The sequence below is a fragment of the Mesorhizobium sp. L-8-3 genome (assembly GCF_016756615.1).
Taxonomy (GTDB): domain Bacteria; phylum Pseudomonadota; class Alphaproteobacteria; order Rhizobiales; family Rhizobiaceae.
This window is the reverse complement of the sequence record NZ_AP023262.1, coordinates 2,243,428-2,260,962: the sequence shown is the minus strand read 5'-3', so window position 1 is coordinate 2,260,962 and position 17,535 is coordinate 2,243,428. Positions and strand designations below refer to the sequence as shown.

Here is a 17,535-nt window from a genome sequence, read left to right as displayed (position 1 = left end):
TCGAAAAATCACATAAAGACATCTTTATGTCAACATGCGCATGAACGCACAATGCTCCTCAGCGCCTTGCGATCTCGGTCGGGAAGGAACACGGAGCCGATGGGCGCACCGACCGGGCGCGGGCCATCTATCTCAGGGCGCTCGAATCCTGTCAGGATTCGGCCCGCATCCATCAATCCCTCATCGCCGATAGCCTCGCGCGGCAGGATACCGCCGGCGCTATCGAAGACTATGCCCGCTATCAGCGGGCACTGAATGGCCGGACCCCATTTTTGTCGCCGGCCCTGATGGCGCTGATCCGCCCGCTTCCGGGCGCCCAAGGATAGCGCGTGAACGATCGTCACCTACTTTCTTCGAGTCGGCGCGCAGAGCGGCCTGCCCGGTTGACATTCAATCGCTTGCGTCTTTTGGGCCGTGGCAGGCTGACCCCGAATGGCCTATCTTTCGACCATGCATCTGAACCATCGGGTGAGACGTGGCGCGTAAGGCGGGAAGCGCGGACCTGCCGCTGCACGGCGGCAGGGTACCGCCCTGGCTGGCCGATCGGATGACGCGGCTCGGCGCGGTCATCTGCGAGACGATCGTCCACCACTACGGGCGCGAGGAGCTGCTGCGCCGGCTTGCCCATCCCTTCTGGTTCCAATCCTTCGGCGCCGTGATGGGCATGGACTGGCACTCCTCCGGCATCACGACCAGCGTGATCGGCGCCCTCAAGCGTGGTCTCGGCCCGCATTCCGGGGAGTTGGGCATCCATGTCTGCGGCGGTCGCGGCAAGCACTCCAGGCAGACCCCGCACGAACTGGTGGCGATCGGCGACAAGGTCGGCTTCGACGGGACGGCGCTGGCCAAAGCGAGCCGTCTCGTCGCCAAGGTCGACAGCGCCGCCGTGCAGGACGGCTTCGACCTCTACCTCCACGGCTTCATTGTTGCCGACGACGGCCGCTGGGTCGTGGTCCAGCAGGGCATGAACGACGGGAGCCGCACGGCGCGACGCTACCATTGGCTCTCCGAAGGGCTGAAGAGCTTCATCGACGAGCCGCATTCAGCGATCGACGGCGAGAGCCAGGGCGAAATCGTCAATCTGACCGACCATAGGGCGGAAGCCTCGCGCCAGGGCCAGCTCGATCTGCTCTCCGCTCTCGGCCCCGACGGCATCACCCGTGAACTCGCCGCGCTTGCCGGCGGCGCCCGACCGGCCGAGCCCGTACAGCTCGCTTTGCCACATCTCGTCATGCCGGCCCATCACGACGTCCGCGCCAAGGACGTGCAGGTGCGGCGCCTGCACGCCGCCCTCGCTGCAGCCGCCGATCGCGGGCCCGAGGATTTCGCCGAACTGCTGCTTGTGCCCGGCGTCGGCGCCCGCACGGTTCAGTCGCTCGCCATGGTGGCAGAAGTCGTCCATGGCGCGCCCTGCCGTTTCAGCGATCCCGCACGCTTCTCCTTCGCCCATGGCGGCAAGGACCGGCATCCCTTCCCCGTGCCGATCCATGTCTACGACCAGACGATCGGCGTGCTGAAATCGGCCGTGCAGAAGGCACGCCTCGGACGTGAGGAGGAGCTTTCCGCGCTGAAGCGTCTCGACGACCAGTCACGGCTGCTCGAGCGCCGTGTCTCCGGCCCTTCGGTCGAAGCCCTCATCGCCGAGGAAAGGTTCCAGTCGCATGCGCTGGGCGGCCGCAGCGTTTTCGGTTGGGAAGAGCCGCCGCGGAAAAAGGAAGCCAGCGCCTGAACAGGTTGGCCTGTCTCGCTTCATTGCCAACACGGCGCGGCTTGTTCTAGCTTCCCGCCCATGCCGCAGCGGAAACTCAAGGCCTATCGCGACAAGCGGGACTTCTCGAAGACGAGCGAGCCGGTCGGCGGCGTGCTCGCCGGCTCCGACAACCGTTTCGTGGTGCACAAGCACTCCGCCACCTCGGATCACTACGATCTCAGGCTCCAGGTCGGCGACGTCCTGAAGAGCTGGGCCGTGCCCCGGGGCCCTTCGCTCAATCCGGCCGACAAGCGCCTGGCCGTCCAGACCGAGGACCATCCGCTCGAATATCTCGATTTCGAGGGCCTGATCCCCGAAGGGGAGTATGGCGGCGGCCCGATGATCGTCTGGGATACCGGCACCTGGGCGCCGATGGACGATGTCGACAGGAGCCTGACGTCGGGCGCCTTCAAGTTCCGCCTCGCCGGCGACAAATTGAAGGGCGGCTGGATGCTGGCGCGGCTGAAGCGCCGCTCCGATGAAGACGAAGACAAGCAGAACTGGCTGCTGTTCAAGGAGAAGGACCTCGCCGCCGATGAGACGCTCGACATATTGGCGGCACGGCCCGAAAGCGTGAAGAGCGGACGGCGGATCGAGGAACTGGTCGAGCAACCAAAGCCGACGCCTGTCCAGGTCGAGCTGAGACCGGGCAAGCCTAAAGGTGCGAAACGCGGGCCGATGCCCGACAGCCTGAGCCCTCAGCTCGCGACGGCCGCGACCGTTCCACCCAAGGACGAGGCGAAGGGGAAGGACAGGGCCGGAGGCAAGACCTGGCTCCACGAGATCAAGTTCGACGGCTACCGCACCATGGTTCGCCTCTCGGAAGGTGAGGCGAGGCTGATCACGCGCAGCGGCCTGGACTGGACAAGGCGTTACGGCGATCTCGGCCGCGCCTTCTCGGTTCTGCGATGCCGCGAGGCGCTGATCGATGGCGAGGTCGTCGCACTCGACGAGCAAGGCGTCAGCCGCTTTGCCGCACTGCAGGACGCGCTCTCACAAGGCTCCGCCGGCAAGCTGCTCTTCTACGCCTTCGACCTGCTCTACCTCGATGGATGGGACCTCAGGGCTGTGCCGCTGCTGAAACGCAAGGAACTGCTCACCCAATTGCTCGCCGGCCAAACGACGTCGCGTTCGGCGATCCAGCTCAGCGACCATGTGCTGGGTGACGGCGAGGCGCTCTTCGAGCAGGCCTCCGATATGGGCCTGGAAGGCATCGTGTCGAAGGACATCTCAGCCCCCTATCAGGAAGGGCGCACGCAGAGCTGGATCAAGGCCAAGGCTCCTAGGCCGGGCAATTTCGTGATCGTCGGCTATACGATTTCTCCGGCGACGGACGGATTGGGAGCACTCGCGCTCGGCGAATGGGAGAATGACGAGCTCCACTACCGCGGCAAGGTCGGTTCGGGCTTCGATGCCGGCGCTTTGCGCGACCTCGAAAAGCGATTGGCGCCCCTGACCGAAGGCGCAGTTCCTCTTGCAAGGGCGCCGAAGGAGACGATCTTCGTGCGTCCGGTGCTGACGGCGCGCATCCGCTACGCCAACAGAACCAACGACGGAATGCTGCGTCACGCCGTCTATATGGGACTGAGGGAGGCCGAACTGTCGCGCGAGGAGCCGACGGACCGGATACGGCTCGTTACCGATGCAGACCTCGCTTCGATCTGGGTCACCAACCCCACCCGCCGCCTCTTCGGAAAGTCCGGACCGACCAAGCTGGACATCGCGGTCTATTACGCGCTGGTCGGCGACTTCATGCTGCCGCACATCATCGGGCGGCCGGTCTCGCTTTTCCGCTGCCCGACCGGCAGGCCGCAGGACTGCTTCTTCCAGCGCCACGCCTTCAACGGCATGCCGCCGACGGTGGCCACCATCCGCACCACCAATTCCGACGACGAGGAGAAGACCTATATTTCCGTCGAGGACGCCAAGGGTTATCTCGCTCTGGCGCAGTTCGGCGTCGTCGAGTTCCACGCCTGGGGCGCCTTGCGGCAGCAGCTCGAAAAGCCTGATCGAATCGTCTTCGACCTCGATCCCGGCGACGGCGTCGCCTGGCGCGAGGTGGTGGAGGCCGCGATCCACATACGCGGCGAAATGGAAACGCTCGGTCTCGTCCCCTTCGTCAAGACGTCAGGCGGCAAGGGCATCCATGTGGTCGTCCCGATCCTGCCGAAGCGCGGCTGGAAGGAAGTGCACCGGGCAACCAGCGACATTGCCGGCAGGATCGCCGCATCGGCGCCTGAAACCTTCACCGCGATCATGGGCAAGGACAACCGCAAGCGTCGGATCTTCATAGACTTCCACCGCAATGCGCGCAGCGCCACCGCGGCGGCGCCCTATTCGCTGCGCGCCCGCGCCAACATGCCCGCCTCGGCTCCGTTGTCATGGAACGATTTGGAGTCCATCGACGCCCCTGAGGATTTGAACTATTCTTCCCTTCCGGGCTTGTTAACCATGTCGGGCGATCCCTGGGCCAGGATTAACGAATTCGCCCGTGAATTGCCGGCAGCATCGCAGGCGAAGACGTCGAGCAGAAAGCAATCGAACAACTAGTGCCGTCGCGTAGGAGACATCCATGGCACCGAGAGCCAGCTGGAAAGGATATCTGAAGCTCAGTCTGGTGAGCTGCCCGGTGCGGCTATACCCCGCCACCAGCTCGAGCGAGCGCATCTCCTTCAACCAGCTTCACAAGAAGACGCACAACCGCATCAACATGAAGCCGGTCGATCCCGAGCTGGGCCTCGTCGAACGTTCCGACCTGGTCAAGGGCTATGAATATGAAGACAAGCAATATGTCATCATCGACGAATCCGACCTCGAAAGCGTCAGGATCGAATCCAACCACACGATGAACATCGAGGCCTTCGTCGAGGAGGGTTCCGTCGATGTCATCTATCAGGACGCGCCCTATTATCTGGCGCCTGACGGCGCCATGGCGGAGGAGACTTTCGTCGTGCTTCGCGAGGCGCTGCGCAGGACAGGCAAGCTGGCGATCGCACGGCTGGTCCTGTCGAGCCGCGAACGTGTCGTCACCATCGGCGCGCGGGAGACGGGCATGTTCGTCTCGACGCTCCGAAACCCCAATGAGGTGCGGGGCACCGCCGAGTATTTCGGCAATATCCCCGTCGGCGATCCCGATCCGGAGATGCTGCAGCTCGCCGAGGCGCTGATCCAGCAGAAGCTGACGACCTTCGACCCGAAGAAATACGAGGACCGCTACGAGATCGCGCTGATGGCGATGATCCGCGAGAAGCTCAAGGGCCACAAGCCGATCATCGCGGCCGCCCCCGAGCGCGGCAACGTCATCAACCTCATGGACGCGCTCAAGGCCAGCCTGTCGCAAGCCAAGCCGCCGGCGCAAAGCAAGAGCAAGGCGGCGGCCGAGCCCGCAGCCAAGCCTGCGACCAAGGCCAGGCCCGCCAAGAAGAAAGCTTGATGCCGCTCGCCGCCAAGACCTTCGGTATCGTCGGCGCGCTCGCCGCCTTTCCCCGAAGGTTGGCCGCACGCGAGGTCGAGAAGCAGAACGGCCAGTTGCGCCATGCCGTGACCCGACGTACGTCGCATGCCGTCTTCGGCAGAACGCTGCTCGGCCGGATGTCCGAAGCAGACATCGAAACGCGCTTCACGACGGAACTCGCCGCCGGCCGCGCTGTGCTCAGCGAGAACGGCTTTTTGCGCATGCTCGGGCTGACGGCGTCACCTGAACCCTCGGCGCTGACGCGCCAGTCGCTGCTCGACCAGTCGCGGCTGCCGCCCCGCGCATTCGACCTGCTCGCTCTGTTCGACGCCTTCGAGCACGATGCGGAGCCCTTCTCCTTCCGCGACCTGATCCTAGCCCGAAAATATGCCGGGCTGATCGCTGGTGGTGCCACATGGGCCGCAATCGCACGCTCCGTACACCGCTCCGGCCCGGTCGCGTCACTCACAGCCCTGTCACTCCACGCGCAGGGCCGGGAGGCGATCTATGCCCTGAGCGGTGACCGCCTCAGCGAGCTCGACGGTCAGATGCTTCTGCCGCTCGACACGGCAGACGACGCTGAGGCCGAAGAACTCTTCGCGCTGGCCGAGACACTGGAAGCGGAAGGCCTCTCCGCAGAGGCCGCTGCCCAGTACGAACGATGCCTGGCGATCGACCCACGCGATTCCGTCGCCGCCTTCAACCGCGGCAACTGCCTGCGCGCCGCGGGGCTGCCTGATGAGGCCGCCCATGCCTACGCCCAGGCCATCAAGCTCGACCCCGGCTTCGTCGAGGCCTGGTTCAATCTCGCAGGCCTTCACGCCGATCGCGGCGAAACCAATACGGCACGCCGGCACTTCGAAAAGGCGATCGGCATCGACCCAGCCTATGGCGATGCCGTCTTCAATCTGGCCAAGCTCGAATATGACGACGGCAGGCTGGCCGAGGCGCGCCGCTGGTGGACCCGCTATCTGGAGCTCGACCGGGATTCCGAATGGGCGCGGACGGCCGCCCGCGGCATCCAGTTTGCCGACCTCCAGCTTTCCCGGAAATCGGCCGGCTGAGTTCGCTGTCGACGTGAATCAAAGGGTGCGGTCGACCCGCCCACGACCCGCAGCGAGAATAGGGCGAATGGCTCGGCGAATCTCCTCCATGAAGCTTGGCCCGAACATGCCTCGCGGTTTCTGGTTTGGCTCGAAATAATAGGACCGCTCGGCAATATCGTAGTTGAATTCATCGACGGTAACCCAACCGCGTTTGAACATCGATAGGCCTGCGCGTCTGAGCTCCAGCGCCGGTATTTCGAGCGCTAATTGTCCGAGAAGGGGCGAGGTGCCCGAGATTGGCAGGATCACGAGATGGGTGATCGAACGCGCCGGATCCCGCAAAGCGATGGCGAGACAGACCGGGCGGTCCTTTTCAGCGTTCTCCCGTCCTTGGTTCCTCTGCCAGCGCCAGAGATAGGGATACCTGATGATCGATCCGCTCGGGAAGCGGTCAGTCATGCTTCCCGCTCTCATACTCCGCGGATTGACGATCGAGCTCGGTCAACAGGATGTCGGCAAGTTCATCCGGCACCTCGTCAGCCGCGTAGGCACGACGAGGGTCGTCGCGAGCAGTCAAGCTTTCAAACGCCTCCGCTGACAGAACCACCACCGACGCACGACCATGCTTCGTCAGGGTGAGTGGCTCACGCAGAGCCTCGTCGTGATAGCGGCCGAAGTGCCGGATAAACTCGGCGGTCGAAACGGTCTTGGTTCTCATTGGGCCTCGCACGAATTTTCTGAATTATACAGAAAACTTGTACAAATACAATGGCTGCCCCAAGCGTCGCAAACATGCATAATAGCGGGTCCCATACCGACAAGCAGGCATGACCGACAACTTCCTCACAGACGGCCCGGACGACGCGCACGCCACCATTCTCCTCGCTCACGGGGCCGGCGCGCCTATGGATTCGGCCTCGATGACGGCAACAGCCAGGGCGCTGGCTGCGGCGCGTTTTCGCGTCGCCCGCTTCGAATTCGGCTACATGGCGGCGCGGCGCGAGGGCGCCCGCAAGCCCCCGCCGCGTGCCGAGACGCTCATTCCCGAATACAAGGCGGCGGTGGCCGAGTTGAGCGCGGCGGGCCCGCTGATCATCGGCGGCAAGTCCATGGGAGGCCGCGTCGCCAGCATGGTCGCCGACGAGTTGCATGCCGCAGGCCGGATCGCCGGGCTCCTGTGCCTCGGCTATCCGTTCCATCCGCCCGCCAAGCCGGAACAGTTGCGCACAAAGCACCTCGCGGATCTCCGCACGCCGACCTTGATCTGCCAGGGCACCCGCGACGATTTCGGCGCCCGCGACGAGGTCGCCGGCTACACACTTTCCGACAGCATCGAGATACTCTGGCTCGAGGATGGCGACCACGATCTGAAGCTGCGCAAGGCCGTATCAGGGTTCTCAGCCGCCGATCACCTGAAGACGCTGGCCGAGGGTGTCACAGGCTGGTTTGCCCGGATCACCCGCTGATCCCGCAGCGATGAGGATCGCGACCTTCAACATCAACAACGTCAACCGTCGGCTGGACAACCTGCTGCACTGGCTGGAGGTCGCAAAGCCTGACGTCGCTTGCCTGCAGGAACTCAAGGCCACCGACGCCCGGTTCCCGCGCGTGGCCATCGAAAAGGCGGGTTACGGAGCGGTATGGCGGGGCCAGTCGGCATGGAACGGCGTGGCGATCCTCGCCCGTGACGCCGACCCCGTGCTCACCCGCGACGCCCTGCCCGGCGACCCCGCCGACAGCCAGGCCCGCTATATCGAGGCCGCTGTGAACGGCATAGTCATCGCCTCGCTTTATGCGCCGAACGGCAATCCCCAGCCGGGCCCGAAGTTCGATTACAAGCTCGCCTGGTCGGAACGCCTGATCGCCCACGCCGGCGAGCTCTTCGCGACCGGCCTGCCAGTGGTTCTGGCAGGCGACTTCAACATCGTGCCGGAACCGCGCGACATCTATCCCACCAAGTCCTACGAAAAGAACGCGCTGGTGCAGCCGCAGAGCCGCGCCGTGTTCAAGCGTCTCCTCGACCAGGGCTGGGTCGATGCGATCCGCAAGGTCCATCCCGACGAGACGGTCTACACCTTCTGGGACTATATGCGGAACCGCTGGGCCCGGAACGCCGGCCTGCGGCTCGACCATCTCCTGCTCAGCCGCAAGGTCGCGCGGCGGCTGAAGGACGCCGGCGTCGATATGGATGTGCGTGGGCTCGAAGGCGCCAGCGACCATGCGCCTGCATGGATTGAGCTGAGGTAGTTTTTCGTCTTAAGCGTCGACGCCACCCTATCGTGTGCAGACGTCGCGAAAATACCCCTCATCCGACCTCGCTTCGCGAGGCCACCTTCTCCCACACGGGGAGAAGGGAAGGCTCCCGCGACGTCGCGGCCAATCGCATAGGTCGACGATTTGCCGAGCCGGCGAAACGGGGCTCCGGCCTTCTCCCCTTGTGGGCTAGCGTGCGCACACATCTATCTGTGGTTGAAGGCTGCTGGCCAAGGCAAAACCCTCGGCGATGGCGTGGAAGCGTCGGAGGCCACGGGTGAATGTAATGGGGCCCGGGGGCCGTTCGCTGGCATAGCCGGTCCATCCGCCGAGCCGGGCAATGCCCCAGGCGGCCCAGGCGAGGCTGTGTCGGGGGTGCGGGTTCTTCTGCTTTTCGGTCCTGCCTTCGAGCCTGCGGATCAGCGCCTCGAGGACGGTGATCTCGGCCGGATCGAACAGCCGCGCCGCCTCGAAGGCGGCGCCGGCCGCATCGCGGCCATGGACGAGTTGCATGACCCTTGTGGCGGCGACCAGCGTGGTTGCAGCCAGTCGTTCGAGCGCCTCGCCGTCGGCAAGCAGGCTTTCCTCAACATCGATGGCCTGCGACTTCAGGGTTCGAAACAGCTGTTCGATGGTCCAGCGCCGGCGGTAGAGGTCGACGATGCGGGCGGCATCGGCCAGCGTGGTGACGCTGTGGGTGGTCAGCAGCCGCCAGATCACCGCCTCCTTGGGCGATGGCGGATCGATCTCGCGCACCTCCACGATGTTGAGGCTGAGCGAGCGCGGATCGCGCCGGTCGGCGCCGGTCTTGGGCTGGCGTATGCTGGCCTGGCCAAAGCGGACGGCGAGGGTGACGGTGCGTCCCGGCCGGCCGGGGCGGGCCTCCAGTTCGAAGACGAGACGGCCGGCTTCGGGCTGTTTGGCGATTTCGGCGAACAGGCGGCCGTGCTCGGCAAGCGCCCGATCCTTGGTGGCGCGGATCAGCACATGCGTGCGCGCGTCGGGCAGCCGGGCGAACACTTCGTAGATGTCGCCCTCGCGGTCGGCGATCACCGTGGCAAGCGGCGTCTCGGGCAAGGCCCGGCGCGCCGCCTGGGCGGTGGCGAGCCATTTGTGGCTTTCCTTGTCCTCGATCGGCAGCGCCTGATAGTTCGCCTGCTTGGGCTTGGTGCGCCGCCAGATCGTGGCACCGGCAAGGCCCAGCACGCTGCCGTCGGCGGCATCCACAGCCAGCGCCGGATGCACGAACAGGCCGACATCGGTGCCGTTGCCGACCCGGCCAAGGCCGCGCTTGCGCAAGGCCTTGGCCTGATAGTTGATCTCGCTGGTATCCTCGATGATCAGCACGTGACGCCCGGCCGCCGCTTCGCCGGCTCGGGCCGCCGCGGTGCGCAGGATCTCCAGCGGGCTCACGCGCGGATTGCCAAAGAAGCGCGTGAACGCGATCTTTTCGGCGCGTGTGTCGGCCAACTGACGCAGGCTCGTGCTGATCCGCGTGCATACGCGCTCCAGCACCATGTCCCCCTTTTTTGCAGGCGCAGGTCGCTGAAGTGTCCAAGACGCAACAGTGCCACAGTCGATGTCTCCCGAATCAACAACGGCAGATACAGAATCACAAACGATTCAACGGCTTCAAGCCACGATCACCACAAATCCCTCTTGACAGCACAACGAACCACTTGTGTGCACACGCTAGCCCCTTGTGGGAGAAGGTGGCCTCGCCCGACAGGGCGAGGTCGGATGAGGGGTACTTTCGCGGTGGGTGCATCCTATAGTCTTTGCCGGGAGGCCGGCAGGCAGATGAGGGGCGGCGCCAAGGCCTCCCAAAAGGGCGCGGTCCTGTAAAATACTGGGGGTTTACAGGACGGGCCTGTTTTTCGACCTCGCACTTTTCAGCGTCGCAGAATCATTCAGGTCGCAAAACTCCGACAGTGAAACGACAGGTCAAGAAATCGTCGATTCCGGCGTCGTCGTCAATTGGCGACGCCGGGGGGGTCAGTGAGAATTGATCGAGGGACGCGCCGGTCGCTCATGAGCGGTTCAGATCCGCTCCTCCCAGACCTTGGCCAGTTCCACGATCGTTGCGACGGCCTTCTCCATGTCCTGGCGGCTCACCCATTCGAGCGGGGAGTGGAAGGCATGCCCGCCGGCGAAGAGGTTCGGACATGGCAGCCCCATGAAGGAAAGCCGAGAGCCGTCCGTGCCGCCCCTTATGCTGCCGCGCACGGGCGTCATGCCGGCGCGACGGATGGCTTCGATCGCGTTCTCGACGATTTCGGGATGGCGGTCGAGGACGACCTTCATGTTGCGGTACTGCTCCTTGACCTCGAAGCTGTAACTCGAGCCTGGATAGGCCTTCATCACATCCTTGATCAGCTCTTCGAGCAGGACCTCCTTGACCTTCAGCCCCTCCTCGCGGAAGTCACGGACGATGAAGCCGAGCGTCGCCTTCTCCATGGCTCCGCTGATCGCGATCGGATGAATGAAGCCTTCCCGGTCCGACGTCGTTTCCGGGGCGATCTCGCGGGGCAGCCGATCAACGATCGCGCCGGCGATCTTGATCGCGTTCTCCATTCTGCCCTTGGCGAAGCCCGGATGGATGGCCACGCCCTGGATGGTGACCTCCACCCCGTCGGCCGAAAAGGTCTCGTCCTCGATATGCCCCGCCGTCTCGCCGTCGAGCGTGTAGGCGAATTGTGCGCCGAGCTTGTCGAGATCCACCTTGTCGACGCCGCGCCCGATCTCCTCGTCGGGCGTGAACAGGATCTTGATCGTGCCGTGCCTGATGTCGGGATTGTCGATCAGGAACTGTGCCGCCGTCATGATCTCGGCGATGCCCGCCTTGTCGTCGGCGCCGAGCAGCGTCGTGCCGTCGGTGGTGACGATGTCGTTGCCGATCTGATCGCGCAGCGCCGGATTCTCGGCGACGCGTATCACCTGGAGCGGATCGCCCGGCAGGGTGATGTCGCCGCCGGGGTAGCCGCGCACGACCTGCGGCTTGACGTTTTTCCCGGTGAAGTCCGGGGCCGTGTCCATATGCGAGCAGAAGCAGATGACGGGCACCTGCTTGTCCACATTCGAGGCGAGGGTGGCATAGACGTAGCCGTGCTCGTCCAGATGCGCATCCGTGAGCCCCATCGCGAGAAGCTCGTCCACCAGCAGACGTCCGAGGTTCTTCTGTTTCTCCGTCGAGGGCTGCGTCGATGACGCGGCATCGGACTGAGTGTCGATCACGACATAGCGAAGGAAGCGGTCGAGGACGGTATCGGTCATGTGGCTGATCCAGAGATTTCGAAAGAGGGTGACAGCTTTACAGCATCGGTCCCGAAAAATGGATCGCGCTTTTCGGACGCCTACCGGCCACTCCGCAAGTACTCAGCCTGTCGCCGTCGCTACCCTCTCGCGCACCTTGGCCGTCGATGCCCGTTCGACGAGGTGGCAGGCGAGTTCCACGCGGCGCGAGGGCACGGGCAGGCCTGCAAGATCGTCCCGCAACAGGTCGAGCGCGACCGAGCCGATCTCCCGCATCGGAATATGCATCGACGTCATCGGCGGATTGAGGAAAGCCGCCTGGGGAAGGTCATCCATGCCCATGACGGACACGTCACCAGGCACCGAGAAGCCCATCTGCTGGACGCCGACCATCGCGCCGACCGCAAGGCTGTCGCCGGCGGCGAGCAAAGCGGTGAAATCGAGCCCGTTCGCGGCGATCCGCCTGGCGATCACCTGCGTGGCCAGTTCCGGCAGCCAGTCGTCCACGGGCACGACGAGGTCGTCGGTGACGGGCAGCCCGTGCGCCAGCATGGCATCGCGCCAGCCCTCGTAGCGCCGCTCGATCGTCCGGCGTCCCGGCCGCATCAGGAAGAGGATGCGCCGATGTCCGAGACGGATGAGATAGTCGGTCGCCAGATGCGCGCTCGATCGGTTGCAAGGCGTCACGCTGGAGAGCCGCATGAACGGATCGTCGCTGTTGAGCAGGACGACGGGCTTGTCGAAGCCACGGGTGGCCGCCAGCATTCCCTCGTCATCGATGGTGAGGAAGAGCAACCCGGCGACGCCATCGTCCTCCCGGGCTTCCTTCAGAACCGCCAGTTCCTCGGCCTGGTTGGCGATCGGCCGGGTGACGATCTCAAGCCCCAGCGTCTGCGCGCGCTCCTTCAGCCCTTCGAGCACGTAGAGCGTGAACTGGTTGCGCACATAGTCGATCATCGCCGCGCTCGAGGCGGCGAGGATGACCTTCTGACCGGCGACCGCCGTCGGGATGACGTAATTGGCGTTCTTGGCCGCTTCCAGCACCTGCCGGCGGATCTCGGGACGAACGCCCTTTTCGCCTGCCAAAGCACGCGAAGCGGTGCTCAACGAGACACCACATGCCTGAGCGATATCCTCGAGCCGCACTCGCCTGCTTTTCTTGCCACGTTTGCCTGGGAGAGGCTTCGCCATCGTCATGCTCGTTTCCTTCTCATCAGCATGAAAGAAATTTTCAGATTGCGCAAGTGAAACTCTCATGTCTCAATCCGGATCGAGGAGCCGCCGAGGCGGTCATACATGGAGGAGCGCGATGGGCCCGAACGCCCACGACATTCGCATTGGACTCGATCGTCTCGTCGGCGGCATGACCGGCCTTCGCCATGACGGTCGTTTCCACGAGCCGAATCTCGACGGGACTGCCGGCGACTACATCAGCTTCGACAGTTGGGAATGGCCTCAGGGCGTAGGCCTCTACGGGCTGATCAGGCTATGGCTCTTCACCGGCCGGGACGACCTGAGATCGCTGGTCGAAGACTGGTACCAGGCGCGGCTCGAAGCCGGCCTGCCCGAGCTCAATGTGAACACCACGGCGCCGATGCTCGGCCTCTCGGTGCTGTGGTCGAAAACGCGCGACCCTCGCTGGAAAGGACCTCTCGATGACTGGGCGAACCGCGTGATCCGTGAGCTCGGACGCACCCCCGAAGGCGGCTTCGAGCACCACGTGTCCGACAAGGTCAATGACAACGAATTGTGGGACGATACTCTCTATATGGTCGCCCTGTTTCTCGCCTCCTACGGCCAGGCTGCCGACCGGTCCGAGCTCATCCACGAGGCCTCCCGGCAATTCCTCGTCCACACCCGCTATCTCGCCGACACCCATACGGGCCTCTGGTTCCATGGCTGGACATTCCAAGGCCGGCACAATTTCGCTCGGGCCCGCTGGGCGCGCGGCAATGCCTGGATCACCGCGGGCATCCTCGACCTCTTCGACCTCGCTGAGCTTGCACCACCGGTCAGGGTCTTTCTCGAAGGCGTTCTCGTGTCGCAGGTCGAGGCGCTCCTGCCGCTGCAGACCTCTTCGGGCGCCTGGCGGACCCTGCTCGACGACGCCACGTCCTATGAGGAGATCTCGGCCACGGCCGGCATCGGCTACGGCCTGCTCAAGGGCCACCGCCTCGGCCTGGGCAACGCTGCCTGGCGGATGGCCGGCCTGCGCGCCCTCGAGGCCGTCATGAACAATATCGCGGAAGACGGCACCGTGCTCAACGTCTCTTACGGCACCCGCATGGGCCACGACCTCCAGTTCTACAGGGACATTCCAATCCAGCCGACCGGCTACGGACAGGCGCTCGCGATCCTGTGTCTCTCCGAAGCCCTGCAGCATGTCGGTGCAGAAGGACGAGCAGCATGACGATGAAGGTTTTGTACGGAACCGGCCCCGAGGACATCAAGGGCTACGACACGGACCGCCTCCGGGACGAGTTCCTGGTCACCGGTCTCCTTACGCCGGATGCCCTGCGCTTCACCTATACCCATGTCGACCGCATGCTGATCGGCGGCGCAATGCCGGTCAGCGAAGGACTATCCTTCGGATCGGGCGCCGAGATCGGCACGCCCTATCTTCTGTCGGCGCGCGAAATGGGCATCGCCAATCTCGGCGGTTCCGGCACCATCGAGGTCGACGGCAGGCGGTTCGCGCTCGAAAATCGCGACGTTCTCTATGTTGGCCGGGGCGCCAGGGAGATCAAGCTCGCCAGTCGTTCCCCGGAAACGCCGGCCCGTTTCTACATGAATTCGGTACCGGCGGGCGCCGACCTACCGCATCGGCTGATCACCAAGGCCGAAGCGAAGCCGCTGGAACTCGGCGAAGCCAGGCGCTCCAACAAGCGGCGGCTGGCGATGTACATCCATCCCGAAGTCTCGCATTCCTGCCTGCTCCTGATGGGCATCACGGATCTCGCCGAGGGCAGCGCCTGGAACACCATGCCGCCGCACCTGCACGAACGCCGCATGGAGGCCTATTGCTACTTCGACCTGGCGCCGGAGGATCGTATCGTCCACCTCATGGGGCGCCCCGACGCCACGCGGCATCTGATCGTCGCCGACGGTGACGTCGTGCTGTCGCCCGCCTGGTCCATCCATATGGGTGCGGGCACCGGACCCTATGCCTTCGTCTGGGGCATGACCGGCGAGAACCAGGAATATAACGACGTCAATCCCGTTGCTGTGGCGGACCTGAAATGAGCGACCGGCAGGAGCACCTCAGGCGGCCGCTGCAGGCAGGCGACGCGATCCGCTACTGGCAGCTCGGCGCCATCGCCGAGGAACGTTTCGACGTCCCGGACCAACCGATGAAGGGGGAGATGGACCCCTTCTTCTTCCTGACCAAGCACAAGAATTTCATCCCGCACGAATATCCCTGCCGCACGATCTTTGCCGGCCGCTATCGCGGCAATCGGCCTGAAGTCCGCGGCGCCTTCGAAGCTTCGCGCTGGTGGCTGCCCTTCGGCTCGCCCCGGCTCGACCTCTCGGGCTTCTGGTTCCGCCCGACCAGGCTCGCCACATGGGCGAGGACCTTCATCGAGGCCGATGCCAAGGGAACGGCGAGGGTCCGTCTCGGCACCTGCGGCGGCGCGGTCCTGTGGCTGAACGGCGCCGAAGTCGGCTGGATGGCGCCTTACAGCCGAAATCTCGAGGCCAAGTCCGAGTTCGAGCTTTCGCTCGAGGCGGGGCTGAACGAAATCGTCCTGTTCTTCGACGATCTGGCGGAGCGCGACGCGCGCTATTTCATCCAGCTCGACTATCTGTCGGGCCCCAAGGCGAATGTGGCGGTGCCGGTTCCTTGCCCGGGCGAGGATGCGGCGGCGATCGAAGCCCTGCTCGACGGCATGCATTTCGATCGCCCGGCCTATTTGGAGGGCGACATAAGTCTGCTGTTCCCGAAGCCGCTGGCGATAGAAGTCGACGCTAATGTCGCCGTCGAAGGCGATTTCATGTCGACCGAGCGCTTCGATCACGACTTCGCACTGGGGAGCGGCGAGAGCCGGCTCGTCATCGGCCCATCCGAGAAGGCGCCGGCGGACTTTCGCCACTTCCGCATCACGATCGACGCCGGAGGCTTCGTCGCCTCGCGGTCGATCGGCGTCGAGATCTGTCACGCAGCCCGCCAGGGCGAGGCGCCGGTTTCGCTTGCCGCGCGCATCGCCGAAACGCTTGATGAAATTTCGGAGTTCTCCGAGCGCGACACGGTGCGGGCCTTTGCGCGCCTCGCCAGCGGACGCTCCGGGGCCGACACCGATGCGATGATCGAGGAGATCCTGCCATCGATCGAGGACTGCCACGACTGCGCCGATTTTTCGCTCGTCCCGCTGATCTGGTCCCGCACGAGTTGGGGCGCTGACATCGGCGAAAAGACGCGCGCCCGCATCGACGCAGCCATCCTGAATTTCCGCTACTGGATGGACGAGCCGGGCAACGACGTGCAGTGGTACTTCTCCGAGAACCACGCCTTGCTGTTCCACACCGCGGCCTATCTCGCGGGCCACCTCCTGCCGGAGGCCACTTTCGTGCGCTCAGGCCGGAAGGGCGAGGAGCAGAGCGCGGTCGGGGCTTCCCGCGTGCGCGCCTGGCTCGATCATTTCGAAGCCTGGGAGATGGCCGAGTTCAACTCGGCCCCCTATTTCCCGATCGACCTCAAGGGCCTGACGGCGCTCGCCGCCCTTTCTCCTGACGCCGACATCGCCGAGCGCGCGCGCAAGGGCATCGTCCGCCTCTGCGAGATCATCGCCCGCTCGGCCCATCACGGCATGGTCACTGCCGCCCAAGGGCGCTCTTATGAACACACACTCTGCGCCGGCCGTTCGCTCGAGCTCTCGGGAGTAGCGCGGCTGCTCTGGGGGCGGGGCTGGTATGGCCGCCGGGTGCACGCCTTGCCCCAACTCGCCATCTGCCTGCGCGACCACGGCCTGGTCGTGCCGGAAAGCCTGGCGGCGGTAGCGCGCCATCAGGTGGATACGCATCAGGAATGGCGCTTCGCCCAGGGCGAAAACCGCTTTGCCGCGCTCTATCACTACAAGGGGCGCAACTTTGCCATGGGGTCGGCCGTCCACTATCGCTGGGGCGAATGGGGTTACCAGGAGACGATCCTGCATCTGAGGATCGGCGACCGACCGGAAGCAGCGGTATGGATCAACCACCCCGGCGAAACGATACAGCTCGGCTACGGCCGGCCCTCGTTCTGGGGCGGGTGCGGCACCCTTCCGCGGGCACACCAGTATCGGGGACTGGCCGTCGTCGATTTCTCGGCCTTCGAGGAACAGCCAGATTTCACCCACGCCTGGTTTCCGGTCGCCGAGTTCGAAGAGACCGCGATCGAGGGCAATCTCGCAGTTGGACGCAGCGGACGAGGCGCCGTCGTCCTCATCGGCAGCGGCGATCTTCATCTCGTCGGAGACGGTCCCTCGGCCGGGACGGAACTGCGTCAACCGGGGCACAAGACCCGCTGGCTCGTCAGGGTCTGCGAAGCGTCCGACGTCGACGCTGCCAGGTCCCGATACGGCTCGCTTTCGATCGTTGAGGCCGAAGACGGCGGATTGGCGGTGGAGGATCCCGACTATGGCCGCGTGCTGTTCCGCAGCGACGGGTCGGTCGAAGCCGAGGGGCGCAGTATCGCGCCGGCGGATTTTTCCGTCGCCGGCGAAATCACCATGCTCTCCGGATCATGACGATATCGCGCCGGTCGGGAGTAGCCGGCGCGGATACCAACGGCGAGCGGCAAGCTC

14 protein-coding genes are annotated in these 17,535 nt (G+C 64.7%); 9 read left to right on the top strand and 5 right to left on the bottom strand.

Annotated features, from left to right (window positions below):
* Positions 1 to 475: 475 nt before the first annotated feature.
* The 4 genes from JN302_RS10725 to JN302_RS10710 are packed head-to-tail and all read left to right on the top strand — an operon-like array spanning position 476 to position 6,268.
* Positions 476 to 1,729 (top strand): DUF763 domain-containing protein, encoded by a 1,254-nt coding sequence (locus JN302_RS10725; RefSeq protein ID WP_202332844.1) that lies wholly within the window; start codon positions 476 to 478, stop codon positions 1,727 to 1,729.
* A 60-nt stretch (positions 1,730 to 1,789) separates the two neighbouring features.
* Complete coding sequence (ligD, locus tag JN302_RS10720; protein WP_202332843.1) at positions 1,790 to 4,300, top strand: DNA ligase D; 2,511 nt, start codon at positions 1,790 to 1,792, stop codon at positions 4,298 to 4,300.
* Between the two features lie 22 nt (positions 4,301 to 4,322).
* Complete coding sequence (ku, locus tag JN302_RS10715) at positions 4,323 to 5,183, top strand: non-homologous end joining protein Ku (RefSeq protein WP_202311996.1); 861 nt, start codon at positions 4,323 to 4,325, stop codon at positions 5,181 to 5,183.
* Positions 5,183 to 6,268 carry a tetratricopeptide repeat protein gene (locus JN302_RS10710; RefSeq protein ID WP_202332842.1) on the top strand — a complete coding sequence of 362 codons (1,086 nt, stop codon included), beginning with the start codon at positions 5,183 to 5,185 and terminating at the stop codon, positions 6,266 to 6,268. The genes ku and JN302_RS10710 overlap by 1 nt, the downstream gene beginning before the upstream one ends.
* An 18-nt stretch (positions 6,269 to 6,286) precedes the next feature.
* Here the strand turns inward: JN302_RS10710 and JN302_RS10705 are convergent, their stop codons facing one another.
* Both JN302_RS10705 and JN302_RS10700 read right to left on the bottom strand, forming a co-directional pair.
* Positions 6,287 to 6,709 carry a hypothetical protein gene (locus JN302_RS10705; protein ID WP_202311994.1) on the bottom strand — a complete coding sequence of 141 codons (423 nt, stop codon included), beginning with the start codon at positions 6,707 to 6,709 and terminating at the stop codon, positions 6,287 to 6,289.
* Positions 6,702 to 6,968, bottom strand: coding sequence for a type II toxin-antitoxin system Phd/YefM family antitoxin (locus JN302_RS10700; protein ID WP_202311993.1), 267 nt, complete (start codon positions 6,966 to 6,968; stop codon positions 6,702 to 6,704). The genes JN302_RS10705 and JN302_RS10700 overlap by 8 nt, the downstream gene beginning before the upstream one ends.
* A 109-nt stretch (positions 6,969 to 7,077) precedes the next feature.
* Between JN302_RS10700 and JN302_RS10695 the strand changes: the two genes are divergently transcribed.
* Together JN302_RS10695 and xth are read left to right on the top strand one after the other, a co-directional pair.
* Entirely contained in the window at positions 7,078 to 7,716 is a 639-nt protein-coding gene (locus tag JN302_RS10695; protein WP_202332841.1) for an alpha/beta hydrolase family protein, read from the top strand.
* A gap of 10 nt (positions 7,717 to 7,726) precedes the next feature.
* Positions 7,727 to 8,497 (top strand): exodeoxyribonuclease III, encoded by a 771-nt coding sequence (xth, locus tag JN302_RS10690; RefSeq protein ID WP_202332840.1) that lies wholly within the window; start codon positions 7,727 to 7,729, stop codon positions 8,495 to 8,497.
* A gap of 195 nt (positions 8,498 to 8,692) precedes the next feature.
* Here xth and JN302_RS10685 read toward each other — a convergent pair whose 3' ends face one another.
* From JN302_RS10685 to JN302_RS10675, 3 genes are all read right to left on the bottom strand, one after another.
* Positions 8,693 to 10,021 (bottom strand): IS4 family transposase, encoded by a 1,329-nt coding sequence (locus JN302_RS10685; protein ID WP_202332839.1) that lies wholly within the window; start codon positions 10,019 to 10,021, stop codon positions 8,693 to 8,695.
* Positions 10,022 to 10,543: 522 nt separating this feature from the next.
* Complete coding sequence (pepT, locus tag JN302_RS10680; RefSeq protein WP_202332838.1) at positions 10,544 to 11,776, bottom strand: peptidase T; 1,233 nt, start codon at positions 11,774 to 11,776, stop codon at positions 10,544 to 10,546.
* Between the two features lie 102 nt (positions 11,777 to 11,878).
* Positions 11,879 to 12,946, bottom strand: a complete 1,068-nt coding sequence (locus JN302_RS10675; RefSeq protein ID WP_446720748.1) for a LacI family DNA-binding transcriptional regulator — start codon at positions 12,944 to 12,946, stop codon at positions 11,879 to 11,881.
* A gap of 118 nt (positions 12,947 to 13,064) precedes the next feature.
* On the opposite strand from JN302_RS10675, the gene bglB reads away from it, so the two are divergent.
* From bglB to JN302_RS10660, 3 genes are read left to right on the top strand one after another with little or no spacing between them, the layout of a single operon-like run.
* A complete protein-coding gene (gene bglB, locus JN302_RS10670; RefSeq protein WP_202332836.1) occupies positions 13,065 to 14,165 on the top strand; it encodes a beta-galactosidase BglB in 1,101 nt (366 codons plus the stop codon).
* Positions 14,162 to 14,998 carry a 5-dehydro-4-deoxy-D-glucuronate isomerase gene (gene kduI / locus JN302_RS10665; RefSeq protein ID WP_202332835.1) on the top strand — a complete coding sequence of 279 codons (837 nt, stop codon included), beginning with the start codon at positions 14,162 to 14,164 and terminating at the stop codon, positions 14,996 to 14,998. The genes bglB and kduI overlap by 4 nt, the downstream gene beginning before the upstream one ends.
* Positions 14,995 to 17,478, top strand: coding sequence for a hypothetical protein (locus tag JN302_RS10660; RefSeq protein WP_202332834.1), 2,484 nt, complete (start codon positions 14,995 to 14,997; stop codon positions 17,476 to 17,478). The genes kduI and JN302_RS10660 overlap by 4 nt, the downstream gene beginning before the upstream one ends.
* Positions 17,479 to 17,535 lie beyond the last annotated feature (57 nt).

Excerpts from the sequence above, each read along its gene's own strand:
- ligD (WP_202332843.1), top strand. The coding sequence starts at position 1,790 with ATGCCGCAGCGGAAACTCAAGGCCTATCGCGACAAGCGGGACTTCTCG.
- ku (WP_202311996.1), top strand. The coding sequence starts at position 4,323 with ATGGCACCGAGAGCCAGCTGGAAAGGATATCTGAAGCTCAGTCTGGTG.
- JN302_RS10710 (WP_202332842.1), top strand. The coding sequence starts at position 5,183 with ATGCCGCTCGCCGCCAAGACCTTCGGTATCGTCGGCGCGCTCGCCGCC.
- JN302_RS10705 (WP_202311994.1), bottom strand. The coding sequence starts at position 6,709 with ATGACTGACCGCTTCCCGAGCGGATCGATCATCAGGTATCCCTATCTC.
- JN302_RS10700 (WP_202311993.1), bottom strand. The coding sequence starts at position 6,968 with ATGAGAACCAAGACCGTTTCGACCGCCGAGTTTATCCGGCACTTCGGC.
- JN302_RS10695 (WP_202332841.1), top strand. The coding sequence starts at position 7,078 with ATGACCGACAACTTCCTCACAGACGGCCCGGACGACGCGCACGCCACC.
- xth (WP_202332840.1), top strand. The coding sequence starts at position 7,727 with ATGAGGATCGCGACCTTCAACATCAACAACGTCAACCGTCGGCTGGAC.
- JN302_RS10685 (WP_202332839.1), bottom strand. The coding sequence starts at position 10,021 with ATGGTGCTGGAGCGCGTATGCACGCGGATCAGCACGAGCCTGCGTCAG.
- pepT (WP_202332838.1), bottom strand. The coding sequence starts at position 11,776 with ATGACCGATACCGTCCTCGACCGCTTCCTTCGCTATGTCGTGATCGAC.
- JN302_RS10675 (WP_446720748.1), bottom strand. The coding sequence starts at position 12,946 with ATGGCGAAGCCTCTCCCAGGCAAACGTGGCAAGAAAAGCAGGCGAGTG.
- bglB (WP_202332836.1), top strand. The coding sequence starts at position 13,065 with ATGGGCCCGAACGCCCACGACATTCGCATTGGACTCGATCGTCTCGTC.
- kduI (WP_202332835.1), top strand. The coding sequence starts at position 14,162 with ATGACGATGAAGGTTTTGTACGGAACCGGCCCCGAGGACATCAAGGGC.
- JN302_RS10660 (WP_202332834.1), top strand. The coding sequence starts at position 14,995 with ATGAGCGACCGGCAGGAGCACCTCAGGCGGCCGCTGCAGGCAGGCGAC.